21 protein-coding genes and 1 pseudogene are annotated in these 20,342 nt (G+C 62.8%); 8 read left to right on the top strand and 14 right to left on the bottom strand.

The annotated features are described in order from the left end of the window. Positions 1–45: 45 nt before the first annotated feature. Complete coding sequence (locus FJ490_RS01620; RefSeq protein WP_140623520.1) at positions 46–1,179, bottom strand: site-specific DNA-methyltransferase; 1,134 nt, start codon at positions 1,177–1,179, stop codon at positions 46–48. A 165-nt stretch (positions 1,180–1,344) separates the two neighbouring features. Here FJ490_RS01620 and FJ490_RS01615 point away from each other — a divergent pair, with 165 nt between their 5' ends. Then, the gene (locus FJ490_RS01615; RefSeq protein WP_140514843.1) at positions 1,345–2,034 is read left to right on the top strand and encodes an HAD family phosphatase; all 690 of its coding nucleotides are present in this window, start codon (positions 1,345–1,347) and stop codon (positions 2,032–2,034) included. Positions 2,035–2,063: 29 nt separating this feature from the next. Here the strand turns inward: FJ490_RS01615 and FJ490_RS01610 are convergent, their stop codons facing one another. Next, positions 2,064–2,789 carry a hypothetical protein gene (locus FJ490_RS01610; RefSeq protein ID WP_140494939.1) on the bottom strand — a complete coding sequence of 242 codons (726 nt, stop codon included), beginning with the start codon at positions 2,787–2,789 and terminating at the stop codon, positions 2,064–2,066. A 129-nt stretch (positions 2,790–2,918) separates the two neighbouring features. On the opposite strand from FJ490_RS01610, the gene thrC reads away from it, so the two are divergent. From thrC to FJ490_RS01590, 4 genes are read left to right on the top strand one after another with little or no spacing between them, the layout of a single operon-like run. Further along, the gene (gene thrC / locus FJ490_RS01605; RefSeq protein ID WP_140558194.1) at positions 2,919–4,316 is read left to right on the top strand and encodes a threonine synthase; all 1,398 of its coding nucleotides are present in this window, start codon (positions 2,919–2,921) and stop codon (positions 4,314–4,316) included. Positions 4,317–4,330: 14 nt separating this feature from the next. After that, positions 4,331–5,623: a pitrilysin family protein gene (locus tag FJ490_RS01600; protein ID WP_140494943.1), complete on the top strand. Its 1,293-nt coding sequence runs from the start codon at positions 4,331–4,333 to the stop codon at positions 5,621–5,623. 15 nt (positions 5,624–5,638) lie between these two features. Then, complete coding sequence (locus FJ490_RS01595) at positions 5,639–6,235, top strand: GNAT family protein (protein WP_140520802.1); 597 nt, start codon at positions 5,639–5,641, stop codon at positions 6,233–6,235. A gap of 3 nt (positions 6,236–6,238) precedes the next feature. Continuing rightward, positions 6,239–9,127 carry an EAL domain-containing protein gene (locus FJ490_RS01590; RefSeq protein WP_140514838.1) on the top strand — a complete coding sequence of 963 codons (2,889 nt, stop codon included), beginning with the start codon at positions 6,239–6,241 and terminating at the stop codon, positions 9,125–9,127. 22 nt (positions 9,128–9,149) lie between these two features. Here the strand turns inward: FJ490_RS01590 and FJ490_RS01585 are convergent, their stop codons facing one another. Then, a complete protein-coding gene (locus tag FJ490_RS01585) occupies positions 9,150–9,758 on the bottom strand; it encodes a YqgE/AlgH family protein (protein WP_140629245.1) in 609 nt (202 codons plus the stop codon). Between the two features lie 169 nt (positions 9,759–9,927). On the opposite strand from FJ490_RS01585, the gene FJ490_RS01580 reads away from it, so the two are divergent. The 3 genes from FJ490_RS01580 (at position 9,928) to FJ490_RS01570 (ending at position 11,783) form a co-directional block, all read left to right on the top strand. Further along, the gene (locus FJ490_RS01580; protein WP_140514836.1) at positions 9,928–10,734 is read left to right on the top strand and encodes a protein-disulfide reductase DsbD domain-containing protein; all 807 of its coding nucleotides are present in this window, start codon (positions 9,928–9,930) and stop codon (positions 10,732–10,734) included. 84 nt (positions 10,735–10,818) lie between these two features. Continuing rightward, positions 10,819–11,301, top strand: coding sequence for a peroxiredoxin (locus tag FJ490_RS01575; protein ID WP_140728136.1), 483 nt, complete (start codon positions 10,819–10,821; stop codon positions 11,299–11,301). 2 nt (positions 11,302–11,303) lie between these two features. Next, positions 11,304–11,783, top strand: coding sequence for a DUF2938 domain-containing protein (locus FJ490_RS01570; protein ID WP_140728135.1), 480 nt, complete (start codon positions 11,304–11,306; stop codon positions 11,781–11,783). A gap of 172 nt (positions 11,784–11,955) precedes the next feature. Here FJ490_RS01570 and rnhA read toward each other — a convergent pair whose 3' ends face one another. From rnhA to ctaD, 11 genes and pseudogenes are all read right to left on the bottom strand, one after another. Then, positions 11,956–12,489, bottom strand: coding sequence for a ribonuclease HI (rnhA, locus tag FJ490_RS01565; RefSeq protein WP_140514831.1), 534 nt, complete (start codon positions 12,487–12,489; stop codon positions 11,956–11,958). Beyond that, positions 12,486–13,448, bottom strand: a complete 963-nt coding sequence (locus FJ490_RS01560; protein ID WP_140629242.1) for a homoserine kinase — start codon at positions 13,446–13,448, stop codon at positions 12,486–12,488. Before FJ490_RS01560 ends, rnhA begins: the two co-directional genes overlap by 4 nt. 5 nt (positions 13,449–13,453) lie before the next feature. Beyond that, the gene (gene ispH / locus FJ490_RS01555) at positions 13,454–14,464 is read right to left on the bottom strand and encodes a 4-hydroxy-3-methylbut-2-enyl diphosphate reductase (RefSeq protein WP_140558201.1); all 1,011 of its coding nucleotides are present in this window, start codon (positions 14,462–14,464) and stop codon (positions 13,454–13,456) included. An 87-nt stretch (positions 14,465–14,551) separates the two neighbouring features. Further along, a complete protein-coding gene (locus tag FJ490_RS01550; RefSeq protein WP_181165148.1) occupies positions 14,552–15,307 on the bottom strand; it encodes an SURF1 family protein in 756 nt (251 codons plus the stop codon). Next, positions 15,304–15,690, bottom strand: coding sequence for a DUF983 domain-containing protein (locus tag FJ490_RS01545; RefSeq protein ID WP_140494962.1), 387 nt, complete (start codon positions 15,688–15,690; stop codon positions 15,304–15,306). Before FJ490_RS01545 ends, FJ490_RS01550 begins: the two co-directional genes overlap by 4 nt. A 4-nt stretch (positions 15,691–15,694) precedes the next feature. Beyond that, positions 15,695–15,888: pseudogene (locus FJ490_RS33005) on the bottom strand (hypothetical protein); the annotation flags it as partial. Between the two features lie 74 nt (positions 15,889–15,962). Continuing rightward, on the bottom strand, positions 15,963–16,841 hold the full coding sequence (locus FJ490_RS01535) for a cytochrome c oxidase subunit 3 (protein ID WP_140494964.1): 879 nt from the start codon (positions 16,839–16,841) through the stop codon (positions 15,963–15,965). Position 16,842: 1 nt separating this feature from the next. Beyond that, on the bottom strand, positions 16,843–17,475 hold the full coding sequence (locus tag FJ490_RS01530) for a cytochrome c oxidase assembly protein (RefSeq protein ID WP_140514826.1): 633 nt from the start codon (positions 17,473–17,475) through the stop codon (positions 16,843–16,845). 8 nt (positions 17,476–17,483) lie between these two features. Then, the gene (locus FJ490_RS01525) at positions 17,484–17,645 is read right to left on the bottom strand and encodes a hypothetical protein (RefSeq protein WP_140494968.1); all 162 of its coding nucleotides are present in this window, start codon (positions 17,643–17,645) and stop codon (positions 17,484–17,486) included. 2 nt (positions 17,646–17,647) lie between these two features. Beyond that, entirely contained in the window at positions 17,648–18,592 is a 945-nt protein-coding gene (locus FJ490_RS01520) for a heme o synthase (protein ID WP_140494970.1), read from the bottom strand. A gap of 72 nt (positions 18,593–18,664) precedes the next feature. Then, entirely contained in the window at positions 18,665–20,317 is a 1,653-nt protein-coding gene (ctaD, locus tag FJ490_RS01515; protein WP_140655758.1) for a cytochrome c oxidase subunit I, read from the bottom strand. Positions 20,318–20,342: the final 25 nt, after the last annotated feature.

Here is a 20,342-nt window from a genome sequence, read left to right as displayed (position 1 = left end):
CGTTGAGACTTTGAATCAACGCCAAGGCGCGGCGGTCGGCGGGGGTCAGCCCCCTGCCCTTTCCATGCCGAGACGCGCGATGCGACGCAGTTCGTCGATCGGGGTCAGGCCGCCGCTGCGTTCATAGTGCCAGAAGGTCCAGCCGTTGCAGGCATCCAGGCCCTGAACTTCGGCGCCGATTTTGTGGATCGATCCGGCACTGTCGCCGATCGCCACCGTGCCATCGGCGCGAACCTTGGCCGCCCAGCGCTTCTTGGCGTCGTAGAGCGTAGCACCGGGCGTCACCAGCCCGGTGTCGATCAGGCTGACGAAGGCGACGCGAGGCTCGGCGCGCTTGCCAGTGAGCACGGTCAGGTCCGCGCCGTCGAGCGGCCGCACCGCGTCGATGCGTTCATTGGCGGCGTCGATATAGGTCTGCTCGCGCTCTATGCCGACAAAATGCCTGCCAAGGCGCTTGGCCACCGCGCCTGTCGTGCCGGAGCCGAAGAAGGGATCGAGCACGACGTCGCCGGGCTTGGTCGAGGCCATCATGATGCGGGCGAGCAGCGCCTCCGGCTTCTGCGTCGGGTGCAGTTTATCACCATTGTCGTTCTTCAGCCGCTCGCCGCCGGTGCAGATCGGGAACAGCCAGTCGGAACGCATCTGTATGTCGTCGTTCGACGCCTTCAACGCTTCGTAGTTGAAGGTATAGCCCTTGCCCTTCTGGTCGCGGGAGGCCCAGATCATCGTCTCATGCGCGTTCTGGAAGCGGCGACCGCGAAAATTCGGCATCGGATTGGTCTTGCGCCAGACGACGTCGTTGAGGATCCAGAAGCCGAGATCCTGCATCTTGGCGCCGACCCGGAAGATGTTGTGATAGGAGCCGATGACCCAGATGGTGCCGTTGGGCTTCAACACCCGGCGCGCGGCCAGCAGCCAGGCGCGCGTGAAGGCATCGTAGGCCTCGAAGCTCTCGAACCGGTCCCAGTCGTCGTCCACCGCATCGACCTTGGATTGGTCGGGCCGGTGCAGGTCGCCGTCGAGCTGCAGATTGTAGGGTGGATCGGCGAAGATGACGTCGATGCATTTTTCGGGCAGCCGGTCGAGCGCCGCGACGCAGTCGCCCTTCAGGATCGTGTCCAGCCATTCGGATTGCTGGGGAGCATGGGAAAGCTCGTCGACAAGACGCACGGCTGACATTTTTACACCCAAGGCACGCGTTACTGTTTACTCCCGGTTATGGTTACCGATCAGCGTAAATATTCGGTGAAGGGCAGCGATCGGACGCCGCCGGTTTGCGCCGACGTGCCCGTTGGTGTATGCCGCGCCGCCTGAAGCCTGCCCGTTCTCATTGCCCGGATCACCATGCCCCAGCCAGACCTTGTCATCTTCGATTGCGACGGCGTGCTCGTCGATTCCGAAATCATCGCCGCGCGCGTCGAGGCCGAGCTCCTGACCTTGTCCGGGTACGAAATCTCGGCCGAGGAGATTGCCGAGACTTATGCGGGGCTGACGTTCAAGGACATTCTGATGCGGGTTGAGGAGAAGTCCAACATCCCGTTCCAGGTATCGCTGATCGATCGCGCCGAGGAGCTGGTCGACCGGAAACTGCGCAGCGACGTTCGTGCCATCGAGGGCGTGCGCGAAGCGGTCGCCTCGGTGACGGCGCAACGTTGCATCTGCTCCAACTCACGCTCGGAGCGGATAGAATTCATGCTGGAGAAGGTGCATCTGCTGCCATTCTTTGCCGGGCGCATCTTCTCCGCGATGGAGACGCCGACCGGAAAAACCAAACCGGCTCCGGACGTGTTCCTGTTCGCCGCCGAAAAGCTCGGCGCCCATCCGGCAAACACTTTCGTCATCGAGGATTCCGTGCACGGCGTCACCGGCGCAAGGTCGGCAGGAATGCGTGTCATCGGGTTCACCGGCGCCGCCCATAGCTATCCCGGCCATGCCGATGCGCTGACGGAGGCGGGCGCCGAGACGGTGATCCGCCGCTGGGCGGATCTGAGCGGCACGCTGGCCGCCCTATCAGAATGGTCGGCGGACGCGTGAGCGTCCGCATCAAGAGCACCGCCGTGAATTTAGTTGGTCGCGGCGGCTTTCTTCCTGTTTTTCTTCGATTTGTCGGTCGCGGCCTTCGGCGCATTTTCATCATAGCCGGCATAGGCCTGATAGTCCTGCGCCGTCGGCGCCGGCACGACGATGTTGGAATCGGTGAAGACGAACTGCGTGGCGACCGAGGGGTCGGTAACCTGGACCTGATATTGGTGGATCTGCGAATAAAGCACCTCGGTGCCATGCATCACCGCGGTGCGGATCGGCATGGTGATGGTGCCGGGCGTGAATTTCGGCCCTGGCACGATCTTGCCGGCGACGGCGATCTTCATCGTCAGCTGTCCGTCGGCGCGGCTGCAATCGCGGGTCACGTCGCTGATCGAGGCCTGATAAATGACCCTCGCCGAATCGTCCGGCGGAGTAGCAGCGGCAGCATCGGCCGCAGCCTGGGCCGCGGCATCCTGCGCGGCGTCGCCGGTCTTCTTGAGCTTGGGCCTGGGCTTCCGGGCTTCGTTGGCGTAGGTGTTGAAGAATGCCGTGCCGTCGCGAAGCATCACCCTCGGGCAATAGGCATTCAACTGGCTGGCCAGAATCTTGGGGTCCTGCGGCGGCGGTGGCGCGGTCGGGTCCTTCTTGCCAAAACCCAGGTTCAGCATACCGTTGTCGCCTGATTGGCAGCCGGCGGCGGCAAGCATAAAGCCGGTGAGCGCAAGACCCGCGAAAAAGCGACCGCTGAATGTATGAAACGCCATGAAACTGCACTTCCCTCTCGCAAAGCTGGTGACGTATATCAACCGCGCGGCAAAAATGCGACTGAGCCAGCGTAGAAATTAACCACCTTGCGTGGGTCGAAAACCCAAGGCAGTAACGGAATTGTGACGATGCAATATGTGAGTACCCGCGGCGAGGCGCCCGCGCTTGGGTTTTGCGATGCCGTCCTGACAGGCCTGGCACGCGACGGCGGGCTCTATGTGCCGCGCCAGTGGCCGCAATTCTCGATGGCCGAGATCCGCGCCATGCGCGGCTTGGCCTATCCCGAGCTGGCCATCCGCGTGCTGTCGCCGTTTCTTGGCGACGAAATCCCGGCTCCCGTGTTCGAGCGTCTGGTGCGGGAGGCCTATGCCACCTTCCGCCACGAGGCTGTCTGCCCGCTGGTCCAGACCGGCCCCAACGCTTTTATCCTCGAACTCTTCCATGGACCTACGCTCGCCTTCAAGGATGTCGCGATGCAGCTGCTCGCCCGGCTGATGGACCATGTGCTCGCCGAACGCAACCAGCATGCCACCATCGTCGGAGCCACATCGGGCGACACCGGCGGAGCAGCGATAGACGCCTTCGCCGGGCGCAGCCGCACCGACATCTTCATTCTCTTCCCGCATGGCCGCGTGTCGCCGGTGCAGCAACGGCAGATGACGACATCGAAGGCTGAGAACGTGCATGCCCTGGCGATCGAAGGCAATTTCGACGATTGCCAGGGCATGCTCAAGGACATGTTCAACGATCACGGCTTTCGCGACCGTGTCTCGCTGTCGGGGGTGAATTCAATCAACTGGGCCCGCATCATGGCCCAGATCGTCTATTATTTCTCCTCGGCCCTGTCGCTCGGCGCGCCCGATCGCCCCGTCTCCTTCACCGTGCCCACAGGGAATTTCGGCGATATCTTTGCCGGTTACGCCGCCAAAAAAATGGGCCTGCCGATCGATCGGCTGGTCATCGCCACCAACGACAACGACATACTGGCACGCACTTTCGCGACCGGCGAATACCGCACCAAGGGCGTGTTCGCGACCACCTCGCCTTCCATGGACATTCAGGTGTCGTCGAATTTCGAGCGCCTGCTGTTCGAGGCGTCGGGCCGCGACCCGGCGACCGTGCGGCGCTACATGGCCGGGCTCAAACAATCCGGCGCCTTCACCATAGAAGCCACGGAAATCGCAGGGATGCGAGCCGAATTCGATGCCGGCCGCGCAGATATGGACGAGGTCGCCGCGACGATCCGCTCGACGCTCGCGGCCAGCAACTACCTGCTTGATCCGCATACCGCGGCAGCCGTGCATGTCGCGGCCGGCAAGGCTTCGAATGCCGTGCCGATGGTGGTGCTGGGCACTGCGCACCCAGCAAAATTCCCGGCTGCCGTCGAGGCCGCCAGCGGCGTGTCACCCGCGCTGCCCGCATGGCTAGGTGGGTTGATGACATCGGAGGAAAAATACACGGTACTTCCATCCGACCTGAAAATGGTGGAAGATTACGTCAGCCGCCGTGCGCGAGCGGCGCGTTAAGGAGTACGAACCATATGGGTGTTGAGGTAAGCCGTCTGTCGAACGGCCTGACAGTCGCCACCGAAACCCTTCCAAGCATCGAATCGGTTGCCCTGGGTGCCTGGGTCAAGTCGGGTGCCCGCAATGAACGTGACGAAGAGCATGGCATGGCCCATCTGCTCGAGCACATGGCGTTCAAGGGCACAAAGCGGCGAACAGCCTTCGAGATCGCCTCGGAAATCGAGGACGTCGGCGGCGAGATCAACGCCGCCACCAGCGTCGAGACCACATCCTACTATGCCAGGGTGCTCTCCGACGACGTGCCGCTGGCCGTCGACATTCTTGCCGACATCCTGCAGGAATCGGAATTCGATCCGCAGGAGCTCGAACGCGAGCAGCACGTGATCCTGCAGGAAATCGGCGCCGCGCACGACACGCCCGATGACATCGTGTTCGACCGGTTCACCGAGACCGCCTTTCGCCACCAGACCATCGGCCGCTCGATTCTGGGCACGCCGGAAACCGTCAAATCCTTTACCTCGAAGCAATTGCACGATTTCATCGAGCGCCAGTACGGCGCCGAGCGCATGGTGATCGTGGCCGCCGGCGACATCAAGCACGACAATTTCGTGCGCGAAGTGGAAAAGCAGCTCGGCGGCTTCCGCACCAAGGCCGACAACACCATCCCGCAATATGCGCAATATGTCGGCGGCGATTTCCGCGAGGACCGCGACCTGATGGACGCGCAGATCGTGCTGGGCTTCGAAGGCCGCGCCTACCATGTGCGCGATTTCTACGCCTCGCAGGTGCTGTCGATGATCCTCGGCGGCGGCATGTCGTCCAGGCTGTTCCAGGAAGTCCGCGAAAAGCGTGGCCTGTGCTATTCGGTCTATGCCTTCCACTGGGGCTTTTCCGATACCGGCATATTCGGCGTCCATGCCGCGACCGGGCAGAGCGACATCGCCGAACTGGTGCCCGTCATCATCGAGGAATTGCAGAAGGCCGGCGAGAACATCCTGCAGGAAGAGCTCGACCGGGCGCGCGCGCAATACCGCGCAGGTCTGATCATGTCGGCGGAAAGCCCGGCCAGCCGCGCCTCGCAGATCGCGCGACAGCTGCTCTTGTTCGGCCGGCCGATCGCCAAGGAGGAACTGATGGAGCGGCTGTCGGCGCTGACGGTCGATCGTTTGACCGACCTGTCGTCACGGCTGTTCTCGACCAAACCGACGCTTACCGCTGTAGGGCCCGTGGGTACGCTGGCGCCATACGAAGCGATCCTCGATTCGCTTCCGGGCACGCCCACCACGGCCCGCAAGCTCGCCGTCTAAGCCCGCACAAGCGCCGTGTTCGCGCTCCCTTTCTTTCGCCGCGACCTGCCGGCACTGAAGGGCGACCGCGTGACGCTGCGCGTGCCGTTCACCAATGACTACCGGGAGTGGTCGGCGGTGCGCGGCGAGAGCCGGGCCTTTCTAGAACCATGGGAGCCGCGCTGGGCGCCGGACGAGCTTGACCGGGCGGCATGGCGGCTGCGCATCAGCCGTTACCGCGAGGACTATGCGCAAGGGACGGCGATCGCCTTCTTCATATTCGAGAAATCGAGCGGCAGGTTGGCTGGCGGAATTACGCTCGGCAACATACGCCACGGGGTCTCGCAAAGCGGGCATGTCGGCTACTGGATCGGCGAGCGCTTCGGCGGCCGTGGCCTGATGACCGACGCCGTCAAGGTCGTGACCCGCTTCGCCTTCGATACGCTGAGGTTGCACCGGATCGAAGCGGCCTGTATTCCCGACAATATCAGGTCGATCCGTGTGCTTGAAAAAGCCGGATTCCGGCGCGAAGGACTTCTGCGATCCTACCTCAGGATCAATGGCATCTGGCAGGACCACTACCTCTACGCCCGGATCGCGGACGATCCGCCAGGCGCTGGAACGAAGGACTGATTTTTGACGAAATTCCTGCGCAACGGGCCGCTGTTCGCCTTTGTCCTCGCGACGATCCTGACGCTGTGCGCGGCGTCCTCGGCCTTTGCCGTCGAACCGATCAAGATCGCTCGCGACGATGTCGCGCTCGATCTGTCCGGCGCCGTGGAAATCTACCGGAACCAGGGCGAAAACTTCCAGGTTTCGACCGCGCCCGGACCCGACGGCATCGTGCGACGCATCGAGGTCGAGGCCAATGACGCCCGTTCCACCGGCGACTGGGCCGTGTTCGCGCTTGCCAACACCACCGACCAGCAGCTCGACCGGCTGATCGTGGCGCCGCATTTCCGACTGGTCAATTCCGGCATCTTCTGGCCGGATCTGGGCTCGACCCGTATCGCCGCCATCACGCCCAGCGAAGGCTTCGCGCTCGATCGCCAGAGCAGCCCCGACGCCGACGTCTTCCGGGTGACGCTGAACCCGGGAACGGTGATCACCTTCATCGCCGAACTCGCCTCGCCCAAGCTGCCGCAGGTCTATCTCTGGGACCCGGAATCCTACAAGGACTCGGTCAATTCCTACACGCTGTTCCGCGGCATCGTCATCGGCATCGCCGGGCTTCTCGCGCTGTTCCTGACCATCCTGTTCGTGGTCAAGGGAACCTCCATGTTCCCTGCGACCGCAGCACTCGCCTGGGCCGTGCTTGCCTATATCTGCGTCGATTTCGGCTTCCTCAACAAGATCATCGAGATATCGCCCGGCAACGAGCAGATGTGGCGGGCGGGAACGGAGGTGGCCCTGGCGGCGACCTTCGTGGTGTTCCTGTTCGCCTATCTCAACCTCAACCGATGGCACGGCCATTTCAGCTATGGGGCGCTGGTCTGGATCCTCGGGCTGCTCTTGATCGCCGGCGTCGCCATCGTCGACCCGGCGGTCGCCGCGGGCATCGCCAGGCTGTCCTTCGCCGCCACCGCGCTGACCGGGCTCGGCCTGATCATCTTCCTCGGCATACGCGGCTATGACCGTGCCATCATGCTGGTGCCCAGTTGGGTGATGGTGCTGTTGTGGCTATGCGGATCGTGGATGGCGATAACCGGCATGCTCGACAACGACATCGCCCAGCCGGCGCTTGGCGGCGGTCTGATCCTCATCATCCTGCTGATCGGCTTCACCGTCATGCAGCATGCCTTCGCCGGAGGCGCGCTGCACCAGGGCCTGTTCTCCGACCTCGAGCGGCAGGCGCTGGCGGTGGCCGGCTCGGGCGACACGGTGTGGGACTGGGACGTGCTGCGCGACCGCGTCGTCACCAAGCCCGACGTCAGCATCCAGCTCGGCCTCGCCCCCAACAGCCTGGGGGGTGCAGCCCGCAACTGGCTGCCGGTGCTGCATGTCGATGACCGCGACACGTTCCGCACCACGCTCGACGTGGTGCTCGAGCACCGTCGCGGCAAGGTGGCGCAGAACTTCCGGTTGCGCGGCGCCGACGGCCACTATCACTGGTTTGCGCTGCGCGCGCGCCCGGTTATCGGATCGGACGGTGAGGTCATCCGCTGTGTCGGCACCATGGTTGACGTCACCGAGCAGAAAAAATCCGAGGAGCGGCTGCTGCACGACGCGGTGCACGACAACCTCACCGGCCTGCCCAATCGCGAATTGTTCATGAACCGGCTCGAGGCGATCATCTCGATCGCACGGACCGAAGAGAAGGTGCGCCCGACCGTCTTCGTCATCGACATCGACCGCTTCAAGCAGGTCAATGACGGGCTCGGCATCTCGGCCGGCGACACCATCCTGCTCACCATCGCGCGACGCCTGCACCGGCTCTTGAAGCCGAAGGACTCGCTGTCACGCTTCGCCGGCGACCAGTTCGCCTTGATGCTGCTTTCCGAGCAGGACCCGGCCCGCATCGCGGCGGTGGCGGACGCCATCAAGCATGCCATCAACGCCCCGATCACCTTTGCCAAGCGCGAGATCGTGCTGACCGCCTCGATCGGGCTGATCACCTGGACCTCGGCGCAGACCTCGGCCGAGGACATGGTCAAGGACGCCGAGCTTGCCATGCATCAGGCCAAGCGCTTCGGCGGCGACAGGATCGAACCGTTCCGCCCGGCCTTCCGCACCGTCGGCACCGATCGGCTGCAGTTCGAATCCGACCTGCGCCGTGCCATCGAACGGCGCGAATTCACGCTTGCCTACCAGCCGATCGTTCGGCTGGAAGATGGCAGCGTCGCCGGTTTCGAGGCATTGCTGCGCTGGGACCATCCGCGCCGCGGCATGATCCCGCCGGCGGATTTCATTCCGGTCGCCGAAAGCTGCGGGCTGATCGTACAGCTTGGGCTGTTCGCCATGCAGCAGGCCGCCGAGGATCTGGCGGCATGGCAAAAGCAGATCGGCGACGCGCCGCTGTCGGTTTCGGTCAACCTTTCCAGCCGCCAGCTCATCCGCCGCGACCTGGTCAGCGACGTCCGCTCCGTGATTGCGCGGGCCAATCTGAAGCCGCGCTGCTTCCGGCTCGAGCTCACGGAATCGCTGGTTATGGACAATCCCGAGCAGACTGCCCATGTGCTGACCAAGCTGAAGCAGCTCGGCATCGGCCTGTCGCTGGACGATTTCGGTACCGGCTATTCTTCGCTCGCCTATCTGACGCGCTTTCCCTTCGACACGATCAAGATCGACAAGAGTTTCGTCGACGACAGCACGCCCAAACGCGCCGTGCTGCTCAAATCCATGGTCAGCATGGCGCATGAGCTCGGCCTGTCGGTGGTCGCCGAAGGCATTTCGGACGAGCGCGACGCGCTGGAGCTGCGCCAGATGGGCTGCGAATATGTGCAGAGCTTCATGTTCGGCGCCCCGATGCCCGGGGATCAGGTGCTGAAGACGCTGAAGGAACAGTATCCGCTGACGCAGGCGTAGTTGGCTTTCACGCCGCTGGAGCTCAGGCGTGGCCGGCCGCTACACTCAAATGCGCGAGGTCGATGCCGATCGAGGCGAGAATCCGGTCGTATTTGCGCTCGATGTCGGTATCGAACAGAAGCTCCGGAGTGGCCGGACAGGTCAGCCAGCCGTTTTCGGCTATCTCGGTTTCCAACTGGCCGGCGCCCCAACCCGAATAGCCCAGCGCCATCAGCGCGTGACGGGGTCCCCGGCCCGACGATATGGCGCGCAATATGTCGACGGTCGCGGTCAGGCAGACATCGTCGGAAACGGTCAGCGAAGACTCCACCCGGTAATCGCCCGTATGCAGCACGAAGCCGCGGCTGCGGTCGACGGGCCCGCCATTGCGAACGACGAAATCACGGGTACGGGCGGGCAACCGGATCGCCTCGTGCTCGTTCATGATGCCAAGTTGCACCAAAAGGTCCGGAAACAGCATCTGCTGCGTCTGGTTGATGATCAGGCCCATCGCGCCCTCATCGCTGTGGGCGCAGATATAGATGACCGAGCGCGCGAAACGGTCGTCCTTCATGCCAGGCATGGCAATGAGGAACTGATCGTCGAGAAAGCCGCTGCCGGCGGCCGTCTTCTTGTGGCGCAACAAGTCCATGATCAGAGGGTAACGCGTTTCCCGGGCGCCGAAAAGATGTACCGCGCCGGTTTTCGACCAAGCCCGTGCCGCCGGCCGATCATTACCTGCGGCAAAGGTCACGCAAATATGATACCGGCAAGACCATGAAATCATTGCACGGCCATGAACGGACGATCAAATCATCACCATGCAAAGCTTGAAAATCCTGTTGCTCGGCGCCGTTATCGGATCGGCAATCACACTCCCAGCCGCGGCCTCTTCGTCCGCCTGGTACAACAGCGAAGGCGGCAAGGTACGGCTGGTGACGAGCGGCAAGCCCGACGATGCCGGCCGCATCCGGGGCGTTCTCGACATAGCGCTCAAGCCTGGCTGGAAGACTTATTGGCGCGACCCGGGCGACGCGGGTGTGCCGCCGCAACTCGATATCTCCGCCAGCACCAACATTTCCGATGCCAGCCTCTCCTTCCCGGCGCCGAAGCGTCATGACGACGGCTACGGCAAATGGGCGGGCTACGACTATCCGGTCTCGCTGCCGGTGACGTTCACGCTGTCGGCCGCGAAGGATCCGTCCGTCATCGACGCCGACATTTTCCTCGGCATTTGCGAGACGATATGCATCCCTGTGCAGACGCGGCTGACCGTCGACCCCGGCTCCGACCCGGACAATGCCGAGGACGCGGAGCTGGTCAAGGCGAGCTTCGCCGCCTTGCCCGCGCCGGCAAGATCCGACTTCGGCATCAACGTGCTGCCGGGCGACCATGAAACGCTGGTTGTGGAGGCGAGCTTTCCCGGCGATCCGGAAGCGGCGGACTTCTTCGTCGCAGGAGACCGCGACTACATGTTCGGTTCGCCGGCCCGTAGCCAGAAGGACGGCAAGCTGGTCTTCACCGTGCCGATCCTCGACCGGCCATCGACGACACCCACGGATGGCGGACTTCACTACACGCTGACGAGTTCGGCAGGCGCGGTCGAAGGGCTCTTGCCTTTCCCTTGATCCAGCCCCCGCGATGGTTGCGGGAAACCGCATAGTTCGCTACCCAAGGCTACGTCCTTCCCCATTCTCCCAAGCGAGGAACTCATGACCATTTCCGCTGGCGACAGACTGCCCGATACGACGTTCAAGACGATGACTGCCGACGGTCCCAAGCCGATCACGACGGCCGAGATTTTTGCGGGAAAGAAGGTCGTGCTGTTTGCTGTGCCGGGCGCCTTCACGCCGACCTGCAGCAACAATCATTTGCCCGGCTACCTGGAGAACCGCGACGCCATCCTGGCGCGCGGTGTCGATACGGTCGCCGTGGTTTCGGTCAACGACGTCCATGTCATGGGCGCCTGGGCACGCTTCACCGGCGGTGAAGGCAAGATCCTGTTCCTCGCCGACGGCAATGGCGACTTCGCCAAGGCGATCGGCCTCGACGCCGACTTCTCCGGCGGAGGCATGGGTCTTCGGTCGAAGCGGTTTTCAATGATCGTCGATGACGGCAAGGTCACGTCGCTCAATGTCGAGACCAAGCCCGGCGTCGATGAATCCGGCGCCGCCAAGATCCTCGAACTGCTCTGACCATGACGTTCGACATCGCCTGGCGTAGCGTGGCGATCGGCGTCGGCGCCACGCTACTGATGGATATCTGGGCCTTTCTTCTCTACAAGATGTTCGGTCAAGCACGGCCGAACTGGGCCCCCGTTGGCCGCTGGGTCTGGCATTTACGGGAAAAAGTCTTTCACGACGATATTGGCGATGCGACGCCCTATGTACACGAATCGGCTTTGGGCTGGGCCTTTCACTATGTTGTCGGCATCGTCTACGGCATCATCCTTGTCGTGGTGGCCGGAGCGGGCTGGCTTGTCGCGCCGATTTTCCTGCCGGCTTTCATCCTCGGCATGGTCACAGTCGGCGCCGGCTGGTTCCTGCTGGCGCCCGGCATGGGCGCGGGCTGGGCAGCGTCGAAGCGGCCCAACCCGATGAAGGTACGGGCGCTGAACCTGGTGTCACACACCGTGTTCGCCCTCGGGCTTTGGGGCACGGCGCTGTTGATCCGCTGAGGATCTGCGGCTGTGCCGGCCTGCCGATCGGCCGCCACCCATGGACAATTCGGCGCGCGTCGTCCCATTCCGGCACCGGAATCTTGGCGTCCACCTGAACCTGGGGATGCGTCACATAGTGCAGGCCCGGCATGACAGAGATCCCAGCCTGGGGATGGTGCCGCCCCGGAATTCAATAGCTTTGGGTCGAACGCCGCGCCTTTGCCACCGCCGGCTGTTTGGACTGCGAGACCGGCTTGGGTGGGGTAGAAACAAGCCTGACCGGGCCCTTCTTGAACGGCGCCATGCCCTCACGAGCGAGTTCGTCGGCGCGTTCGTTCTCGCTATGGCCGGCATGGCCCTTGACCCAGATCCAGGTGACCTTGTGACGCCGATTGGCTTCATCCAGCGCCTGCCAGAGTTCGCCGTTCTTGACGGGCTTCTTGTCGGCGGTCTTCCAGCCGTTCTTCTTCCAGCCATGGATCCACTTTGAAATGCCGTCCATGACATATTTGCTGTCGGTGTGAAGATCGACGGTGCAAGGCTCCTTGAGCGCATTCAGCGCCGAGATGGCGGCAAGCAATTCCATACGGTTGTTGGTCGTCTCGGCCTCGCCACCCGATAGTTCCTTGGTGGCGCCGTTGAAGCGCAGGATCGCGCCCCAGCCGCCCGGGCCAGGATTGCCCGAACAGGCGCCATCGGTGAAGATCTCAACGTGTTTGCTCATGCCAGCCCATATTCCGAAGCAGATTTGATCGTCCGATGAAACCGCATTCTTCTGATGTATTCGGTCGGATCGCGTTTCATTACCAGCCCGCCATCAGGAACGGTCAGCCAGTCATACAGCCGGGTCAGCATGAAACGCAGCGCCGAGCCCCGTGCCAGCATCGGAAGTGCCGCCTTTTCCTGATTGCTCAGAGGCCGCACACCTTGGTAGCCGGCAAGCAGCGCCTTGCCCTTGGTGAGATTGAAGGAAAAATCCTTCTCGAAACACCAGGCGTTCAGGCATGTGGCGACGTCATAGGCGTAGAGGTCGTTGCAAGCGAAATAAAAATCAATCAGGCCGGAGAGCTTCTCGCCGAGAAAGAACACATTGTCCGGGAAAAGATCGGCATGGATGATGCCTTCCGGGAGACCCTTCGGCCAATTCCGCTCGAAGTCGGCGAAGTCGGCGTCGACTTCGGCCGCAAGGCCCGGCTCGACCTCGTCGGCACGGTCGCGGGCTGCCGACCAGAGCTTGCGCCAGCCGTCGATGGCGAGCGCATTGGGGCGGGTCATCGGAAAGTCGGCTCCGGCCAGGTGCAGGGCGGCCAGCGCCTTGCCGACCTCGGCGCAATGGATCGATGTCGGCCGCCGGAGCGAGAGACCCTCGAGGAAAGTGATGATGACGGCCGGCCGGCCCGCCAGCGTGCCGATGACGCTGCCGTCATGCGCGGTTACCGGCAGCGGGCAGGACACGCCCTTTTTGGCGAGATGGCCCATCAACCCGAGGAAAAACGGCAGATCCGCCTTTTCGACCCGTCTTTCATAGAGCGTCAGGATGTAGGAGCCGCTGGAGGTGTGCAGCAAAAAATTCGAGTTCTCGGTGCCCTCCGCGATGCCCTTGTAGGACAGGAGATCGCCGACTGGGTAGTGCTTCAGGAATGCGCCGAGTTCGCCTTCCGCAACGTCGGTGTAGACCGCCATGTGCCTTACGGCGCCCCGTTGACGAAAGCCATGTCGGCCGCCGTCAGTTCGACATCGCGCAGTACCCGCATGACGGGAAAATCCTCCGTTTCGGTGGCCGTGATGGCCAGGTCGATCGTGACATCGAAGCGCTGGCGGAACGCATCGATGATCTCGTCGACGATTATCTCCGGGGCGGATGCCCCCGCCGACAGACCGAGCGTCGAGATGTCGCCGATGTCGTCCCACGGAATCTCGGCGGCGCGCTGCACGAGAAGCGACATCGCAGCCCCCGCACGCTCAGCCACTTCGACAAGACGCCGCGAATTGGAGGAATTGGGCGCGCCGACGATCAGGTAGAGATCGGCGCCCGCGGCGGTATCCTTGACCGCTTCCTGACGGTTCGTGGTGGCATAGCAGATCGATTCCGCCGCCGGCGCCTGCAGGTCGGGAAAGCGGTCCTGCAGCGCGCGGATGATGCCGGCCGTGTCCTCGACCGATAGCGTGGTCTGGGTGACGAAGCCGAGCGCCTTCGGGTCCGCCGGCGCAAGCCTCGCGGCATCGGCTTCGGTCTCGATCAGCGTTACCGCGCCCTCCGGCAATTGTCCCATCGTGCCGATGACCTCGGGGTGTCCGGCATGGCCGATCAGGAGCACGTGGCGGCCGAGCCGCTGGTGGCGCATCGCCTGCTTGTGGACCTTGGAGACCAGCGGACAGGTGGCGTCGAGATAGAACAAATTGCGCGCCTGGGCATCCGCCGGTACCGACTTCGGCACGCCATGCGCGGAAAAGACGACGGGCGACTGCCGATGTTCGGCCGGGATCTCGGAAAGTTCCTCGATGAAGACGGCGCCAAGGCTTTGCAGACCCTCGACGACATAGCGGTTGTGCACGATCTCATGGCGGACATAGACCGGCGCGCCATATTTCTTCAGCGCCAGCACGACGATCTGGATAGCACGGTCGACGCCGGCGCAAAAACCGCGCGGCTGGCAGAGGCGGATCGTCAGAGAAGGCTTTGTCGTGGTCTGAAGCATGAATCCGGGCCGTTTGATCAGAGCCGAAATGAGGTGCCTACCCCCGTCCTGTCAAGGGCGATGGCCCTTCAAGCGGGTCGGTCGCGCTCATTCCTCTTTCGCTGGCCTGCGAAGCCGCAGGATGAGAACGGCGGCAAGTGCCGCGGCAAGCCCATACCAGGTCATAGCATATTGCAGATGGCTGTTCGGCAGGTCGATGATGGTGACACCGCCGATGGGCAAACCGCCCGGATTCGGCGTCTTGTCGGCGTCGATGAAGATTGGCACCAGCTTGGCGCTCGCCGGCAAGCCAGCGCTCGCCGCCATCACGTCACGGTCCTTCCAGTAAAAGATGTTCTTCGCCACGTCGTTGTCGGGAAGCATCATCGACGGCTTTGCCGGCAGCGGATTGCGAGCGAGGCCGGTGACCGTGACCTTGCCCGCGACCTGTCCCTTGGCGCGCTTGGCGGCATCCTTCAGATCGTATGGCACGAAACCGCGATTGATCAGGACGAAGCGGCCATCGTCGAGGGCCAGCGGCGTGTAGACGTTGAAGCCGGCTTCGCCTTCCCATGTCGCGTAGAAATGCCGCTCGCCGGAATGCAGGAACGTGCCGGTCACCGTCACCGGCGTGTAGTCGACGTCCCCAGTCGAGGCGAATTGTTTCTCCACCTCGGCCAGCGGGAGCGGCCGCGAGTGGGTGCGCTGGTCGATGGTCTGGAGAAGACCTTCCTTCCAGTGCAGGCGCTGGACTTGCCAAGTGCCGAGCGCCAGCAGGATCAGGAGCAGGACGACGCCAATGCCGAGCAGCAATACCGATCCTGGCCGCGAACGACCGCCGTCTTTGGCGGACATGTCGGTCATTCGCCGCGATCCAGCCGGCCCTCGGCCGCCTTGTTGCGGTACTGTAGCGTAAGCAGCACCCCCTTGATCAGCCGGAGCGCCGTCAGGCACAGCACCAGCGCCAGCGGGATCCAGACCAGCAGATGCAGCCAGAGCGGCGGGCTCAGCGTCACTTCGACCCAGAGCGCCAGGCCGACGATGATGAAGCCGATGATCAGGATGACGAAAACCGCGGGCCCGTCGCCGGCATCGGCATAGGAATAATCAAGGCCGCAATTGGTGCAGCGTTTGCCTACGGTGAGAAAGCCGGAAAACAGCCGCCCCTCGCCGCAGCGCGGGCAGCGTCCATGCAAGCCCGCCGAAATAGGGTCGATCGGAGGCCAGATCGCCTTGTCGTCGCTCATTGCTTTACCGCTCAATCCTGATGGGTGTTCCGATGGGTGTTCCATCGACCACCACTGCCCAGACTTCGTCCATGCCGGAGTCCGTAACGGCAATGCCGCCGTCGGTCCAGCCGACCAATTGAAGCAGCCGCCGAATCCGTTCGGCTGGCCGTGGATCATGATCATGCCGCCGGCATCGACACTGCGCGCCCTCGCAGCCGGATCTTATTGCACCGAAAAGAAGAAGGCGGCCACGTTGCCGCAGCCGCCCCTTCAAAGTCATCAGACCGGTATCAATGGGCTTCGATTACCGCGCCGACCGATCCCCAGACATAGATCGAGGCGAACAGGAACAGCCAGACCACGTCGACGAAATGCCAGTACCATGCGGCAGCCTCGAAACCGAAATGCTGCTTGGGCGTGAAATCGCCCTTCATGGCCCGGATCAGGCAGACGGCCAAGAAGATGGTGCCGATGATGACATGGAAGCCGTGGAAGCCGGTCGCCATGAAGAAGGTGGCGCCATAGATGGAATCCTTGAAGGCGAACGGAGCATGCATGTACTCGTAGGCCTGCACCATGGTAAACAGCATGCCGAGGCCGACGGTCAGCACCAGCCCGTTGATCAGGCCCTTGCGATCACCGTGGATAAGGGAGTGGTGCGCCCAGGTGACCGTGGTGCCCGACAACAGCAGGATCACGGTGTTGTAGAGCGGCAGATGGAAAGGATCGAGAACCTCCATGCCCTTCGGCGGCCAGACGCCGCCGGTGAACGCGGTGCGGGCATATTGATGGGCTTCGCTCGGAAACAGGCTGGCATCGAAATAGGCCCAGAACCACGCGACGAAGAACATCACCTCGGAGGCGATGAACATGATCATGCCATAGCGCAGATGCAACGACACGACCCGCGTATGATGGCCCTCATGCGCTTCCTTGATCGTGTCCGACCACCAGGCGAACATGGTGTAGAGGACGATCGCGAGGCCGATGAAGAACAGCCACGGATTGGCGATGTTGAAGCCGAAGATCGGGAACGAGCCGCCCTTCAGGTATTCCATGAGGCAAACGCCGCCAAAGGCGGTGACGAGCGCCCCTATCGATCCCAGGAAAGGCCACGGGCTCGGGTCGACGAGATGATAGTCGTGATGTTTTGCGTGCGCGTCTGCCATATCAACCCCCGAGATTTCCTTCGGTATTTGAAATTGTCTTGCTGTTGCCCTGGACCGGCTCCGACGATGCGACCGGCTTGTTCTTCTCGACCGGAAACATCGTGTAGGACAGGGTGATCGTCTTCACGTCCTTCAGTTCCGGCACGTTGACGATATCGGGGTCCACGTAGAACAGGACCGGCATGTCAAGCGTTTCGCCGGGCTTCAGCGTGGTGTCGGTGAAGCAGAAGCATTCGACCTTGTTGAAATAGGGACCCGCCAGTTCAGGCTGGACATTGAAGGTGGCGCGGCCGGTGATGGGGCGATCGAACTTGTTGGTCGCCTGATAGTGCGCCTGCACCGTCTCGCCGATCTTCATGGTCATCGAGCGCTGGACCGGCTGGAAATCCCACGGCACGCCGGCGATATTGGCATCGAAGCGGACGGTGATCTCGCGATCGAGCACGCGGCCGGCATACTGCTTCTCGACGCGTTGCGTCGTGCCGCCATAGCCTGTCGCCTGGCAGAACATCTTGTACAGCGGCACCGCGGCATAGGCCATGCCGATCATGCCGGTGAAGAAGGCAAGGCAGACGGCCGCAACAAGGCGGTTGCTGTTGTGCCCGGCCGGTTTGGCGCTCGTGTCGACACCCATCTCCCGCCTCACATCGTGCCAGAGAGGTTATGACCGAACTTCACGATCGTCGCGATATAGAAGATAACGACCAGCACGGCCAAGGCTACGCCGATGGCGACCGAGCGGTTGCGCCGGGCCTTCCGCTGGCGTTCGGTCAAGGTGACCGTTTCGAGCTTGTCTTCGATCATGCTCATGCTCCACCCACCGCAAGTGCACGTTCGACGACGCTGTCGGCGAGATAGACGGCGAAGATGGCGAAGAGATAGAGCAGCGAATAGCCGAACAACGCCTTGGCTGGCTTCATCGCGCGATCGTCGTCGGACATGCCAAGCACTTTCCACGCATACCAGACAAAGCCGAGCCCGAGCAGCAGGGCAGCCACGCCATAGAACGGCGTGGTGTAGCCAAGCAGCCACGGCAGCACACCGACCGGGGCCAGCACCAGAGCATAGGCGAAGATCTGACGGCGGGTCGACGCCGGGCCGGCGACATTGGGCATCATCGGGATGCCGGCGCGTTCATAATCCTGCGACTTGAACAGCGCCAGCGCCCAGAAATGCGGCGGCGTCCACAGGAAGATGATGAGGAACAGGACGACGCTCTCCAGGCTGACCGTGCCGGTCACCGCGGCCCAGCCGATCACGGGCGGAATGGCGCCGGCAGCACCGCCGATGACGATGTTCTGCGGCGTCCAGCGCTTCAGCCACATTGTGTAGACGACGGCATAGAAGAAGATGGTGAAGGCCAGCAGCGCCGCCGACAGCCAGTTGACCAGCACGCCGAGCGTCATCACCGACAAAACCGAAAGCACCAACCCAAAGCTCAACGCCTCGTGGGGCTGGATGCGGCCGGCCGGCACCGGGCGGGTGGCGGTGCGTGTCATCACCGCGTCGATATCGGCATCGTACCACATATTGAGCGCGCCGGAGGCACCAGCCCCGATGGCAATAGCCAGGATCGCGATCACCGCCAGCAGCGGATTGATGGTCACGGGTGCCGCGACCAGTCCGACAAAGGCGGTGAACACCACCAGCGACATGACGCGCGGCTTCAGGAGGGCGAAGAAATCACCCGCCGTCGCTTCCGACATGCGGAAGCCCGCTTCGTCAATGCTGGTTTCGTCGACAAGGGCCATGCGTACTCAAATCCATATTCCGTTTGGCCGAAACCGCCGGCAGGCCGGCGGTTTCGATTCCGGGCTGCCGCCTTATTTGATCTTCGGCAGCTGCTCCCATTGGTGGAACGGCGGCGGCGACGGCAGCTGCCATTCCAGCGTCGTTGCGCCCTCGCCCCATGGATTGGCGCCAGCGATCCGCTTCTTCTGGAAGGCTTCGAACACGCCATAGAGGAAGATCACCACGCCGACGGCCGAAATGTACGAACCGTAGGACGACACCATGTTCCAGCCCGCAAACGCGTCCGGATAGTCGATGGTGCGGCGCGGCATGCCGGCAAGGCCGAGGAAGTGCTGCGGGAAGAAGACAAGGTTGACGCCGACGAACATGACCCAGAAATGGGTGTTGGCGATGACGGGCGAATACATGTAGCCGGTCATCTTCGGGAACCAGTAGTACCAGCCGGCGAAGATGGCGAACACCGCCCCCAGCGACAGCACGTAATGGAAGTGCGCGATCACGAAATAGGTGTCGTGCAGCGACCGGTCGAGACCGGCATTGGCCAGCTGAACCCCGGTAACACCACCGATCGTGAACAGGAAGATGAAGCCCAGCGCCCACAGCATCGGCGGCTTGAACGATATCGATCCGCCCCACATCGTCGCGATCCAGGAGAAGATCTTCACGCCCGTCGGCACCGCGATGACCATGGTGGCGAAGACGAAGTAGCGCTGCGTGTCGAGCGACAGGCCGGTCGTGTACATGTGGTGCGCCCAGACGATGAAGCCGACCGCGCCGATCGCGACCATGGCGTAGGCCATGCCGAGATAGCCGAACACCGGCTTGCGCGAGAAGGTGGAGACGATATGGCTGATGATGCCGAAGCCCGGCAGGATCAGGATATACACTTCCGGATGGCCGAAGAACCAGAACAGGTGCTGGAACAGCAGCGGATCGCCGCCGCCATCGGGAGCGAAAAAGGTCGTGCCGAAATTGCGGTCGGTAAGCAGCATGGTGATGCCGCCGGCAAGGACCGGAAGCGACAACAGCAGCAGGAATGCGGTGACCAGCACCGACCAAGCAAACAGCGGCATCTTGTGCAGCGTCATGCCTGGCGCGCGCATGTTGAAGATGGTGGTGATGAAGTTGATGGCACCCAGGATCGAGGACGCGCCGGCGATGTGGATCGACAGGATCGCCAGATCCATGGCCGGACCGGGCTGACCGGAGGTCGAAAGCGGCGGATAGAGCGTCCAGCCGCCGCCGACGCCGTAGGCGCCAGGCGCGCTCGGCACGAACATCGAGATAAGCAGCAGGATGAAAGCCGGCGGCAGCAGCCAGAACGAGATGTTGTTCATGCGCGGGAACGCCATGTCCGGGGCGCCGATCATGATGGGCACCATCCAGTTGGCAAAACCGCCGATCAGGGCCGGCATGACCATGAAGAAGATCATGATCAGCGCGTGCGCCGTGGCGAAGGCGTTGTACATGCTCTTGCCGCCGTCGATCGCGGCGTCACCGTTCATGCCGTAGACCATCTGCGCCAGGCCGCTGAAGATCTGGATGCCAGGCTCCTGCAACTCCATGCGGATGGCGACCGACAGCGCGCCGCCGATGATGCCGGCCATGATCGCGAAGATCAGGTAGAGCGTACCGATGTCCTTGTGGTTGGTCGAATAAACCCAGCGCACCCAACCATGATAAGGCTTGTGGTCGTGCCTGTCGTGAGCTGCAGCGTCTGCCATGTTCCGCTCCGTTCCCTAAATCTTG

The organism is Mesorhizobium sp. B2-5-11, assembly GCF_006440835.1.
In the GTDB taxonomy this organism is placed as follows: domain Bacteria; phylum Pseudomonadota; class Alphaproteobacteria; order Rhizobiales; family Rhizobiaceae; genus Mesorhizobium.
Note: the sequence above shows the minus strand (reverse complement) of the source record. Positions and strands in the feature narration are given on the sequence as shown.

Excerpts from the sequence above, each read along its gene's own strand:
- FJ490_RS01580 (WP_140514836.1), top strand. The coding sequence starts at position 9,928 with ATGCAAAGCTTGAAAATCCTGTTGCTCGGCGCCGTTATCGGATCGGCA.
- FJ490_RS01570 (WP_140728135.1), top strand. The coding sequence starts at position 11,304 with ATGACGTTCGACATCGCCTGGCGTAGCGTGGCGATCGGCGTCGGCGCC.
- FJ490_RS01525 (WP_140494968.1), bottom strand. The coding sequence starts at position 17,645 with ATGATCGAAGACAAGCTCGAAACGGTCACCTTGACCGAACGCCAGCGG.
- rnhA (WP_140514831.1), bottom strand. The coding sequence starts at position 12,489 with ATGAGCAAACACGTTGAGATCTTCACCGATGGCGCCTGTTCGGGCAAT.
- FJ490_RS01545 (WP_140494962.1), bottom strand. The coding sequence starts at position 15,690 with ATGAGCGACGACAAGGCGATCTGGCCTCCGATCGACCCTATTTCGGCG.
- FJ490_RS01550 (WP_181165148.1), bottom strand. The coding sequence starts at position 15,307 with ATGACCGACATGTCCGCCAAAGACGGCGGTCGTTCGCGGCCAGGATCG.
- thrC (WP_140558194.1), top strand. The coding sequence starts at position 2,919 with ATGCAATATGTGAGTACCCGCGGCGAGGCGCCCGCGCTTGGGTTTTGC.
- FJ490_RS01620 (WP_140623520.1), bottom strand. The coding sequence starts at position 1,179 with ATGTCAGCCGTGCGTCTTGTCGACGAGCTTTCCCATGCTCCCCAGCAA.
- FJ490_RS01600 (WP_140494943.1), top strand. The coding sequence starts at position 4,331 with ATGGGTGTTGAGGTAAGCCGTCTGTCGAACGGCCTGACAGTCGCCACC.
- ctaD (WP_140655758.1), bottom strand. The coding sequence starts at position 20,317 with ATGGCAGACGCTGCAGCTCACGACAGGCACGACCACAAGCCTTATCAT.
- FJ490_RS01610 (WP_140494939.1), bottom strand. The coding sequence starts at position 2,789 with ATGGCGTTTCATACATTCAGCGGTCGCTTTTTCGCGGGTCTTGCGCTC.
- ispH (WP_140558201.1), bottom strand. The coding sequence starts at position 14,464 with ATGCTTCAGACCACGACAAAGCCTTCTCTGACGATCCGCCTCTGCCAG.
- FJ490_RS01575 (WP_140728136.1), top strand. The coding sequence starts at position 10,819 with ATGACCATTTCCGCTGGCGACAGACTGCCCGATACGACGTTCAAGACG.
- FJ490_RS01535 (WP_140494964.1), bottom strand. The coding sequence starts at position 16,841 with ATGGCAGACGCGCACGCAAAACATCACGACTATCATCTCGTCGACCCG.
- FJ490_RS01530 (WP_140514826.1), bottom strand. The coding sequence starts at position 17,475 with ATGGGTGTCGACACGAGCGCCAAACCGGCCGGGCACAACAGCAACCGC.
- FJ490_RS01560 (WP_140629242.1), bottom strand. The coding sequence starts at position 13,448 with ATGGCGGTCTACACCGACGTTGCGGAAGGCGAACTCGGCGCATTCCTG.
- FJ490_RS01585 (WP_140629245.1), bottom strand. The coding sequence starts at position 9,758 with ATGGACTTGTTGCGCCACAAGAAGACGGCCGCCGGCAGCGGCTTTCTC.
- FJ490_RS01520 (WP_140494970.1), bottom strand. The coding sequence starts at position 18,592 with ATGGCCCTTGTCGACGAAACCAGCATTGACGAAGCGGGCTTCCGCATG.
- FJ490_RS01615 (WP_140514843.1), top strand. The coding sequence starts at position 1,345 with ATGCCCCAGCCAGACCTTGTCATCTTCGATTGCGACGGCGTGCTCGTC.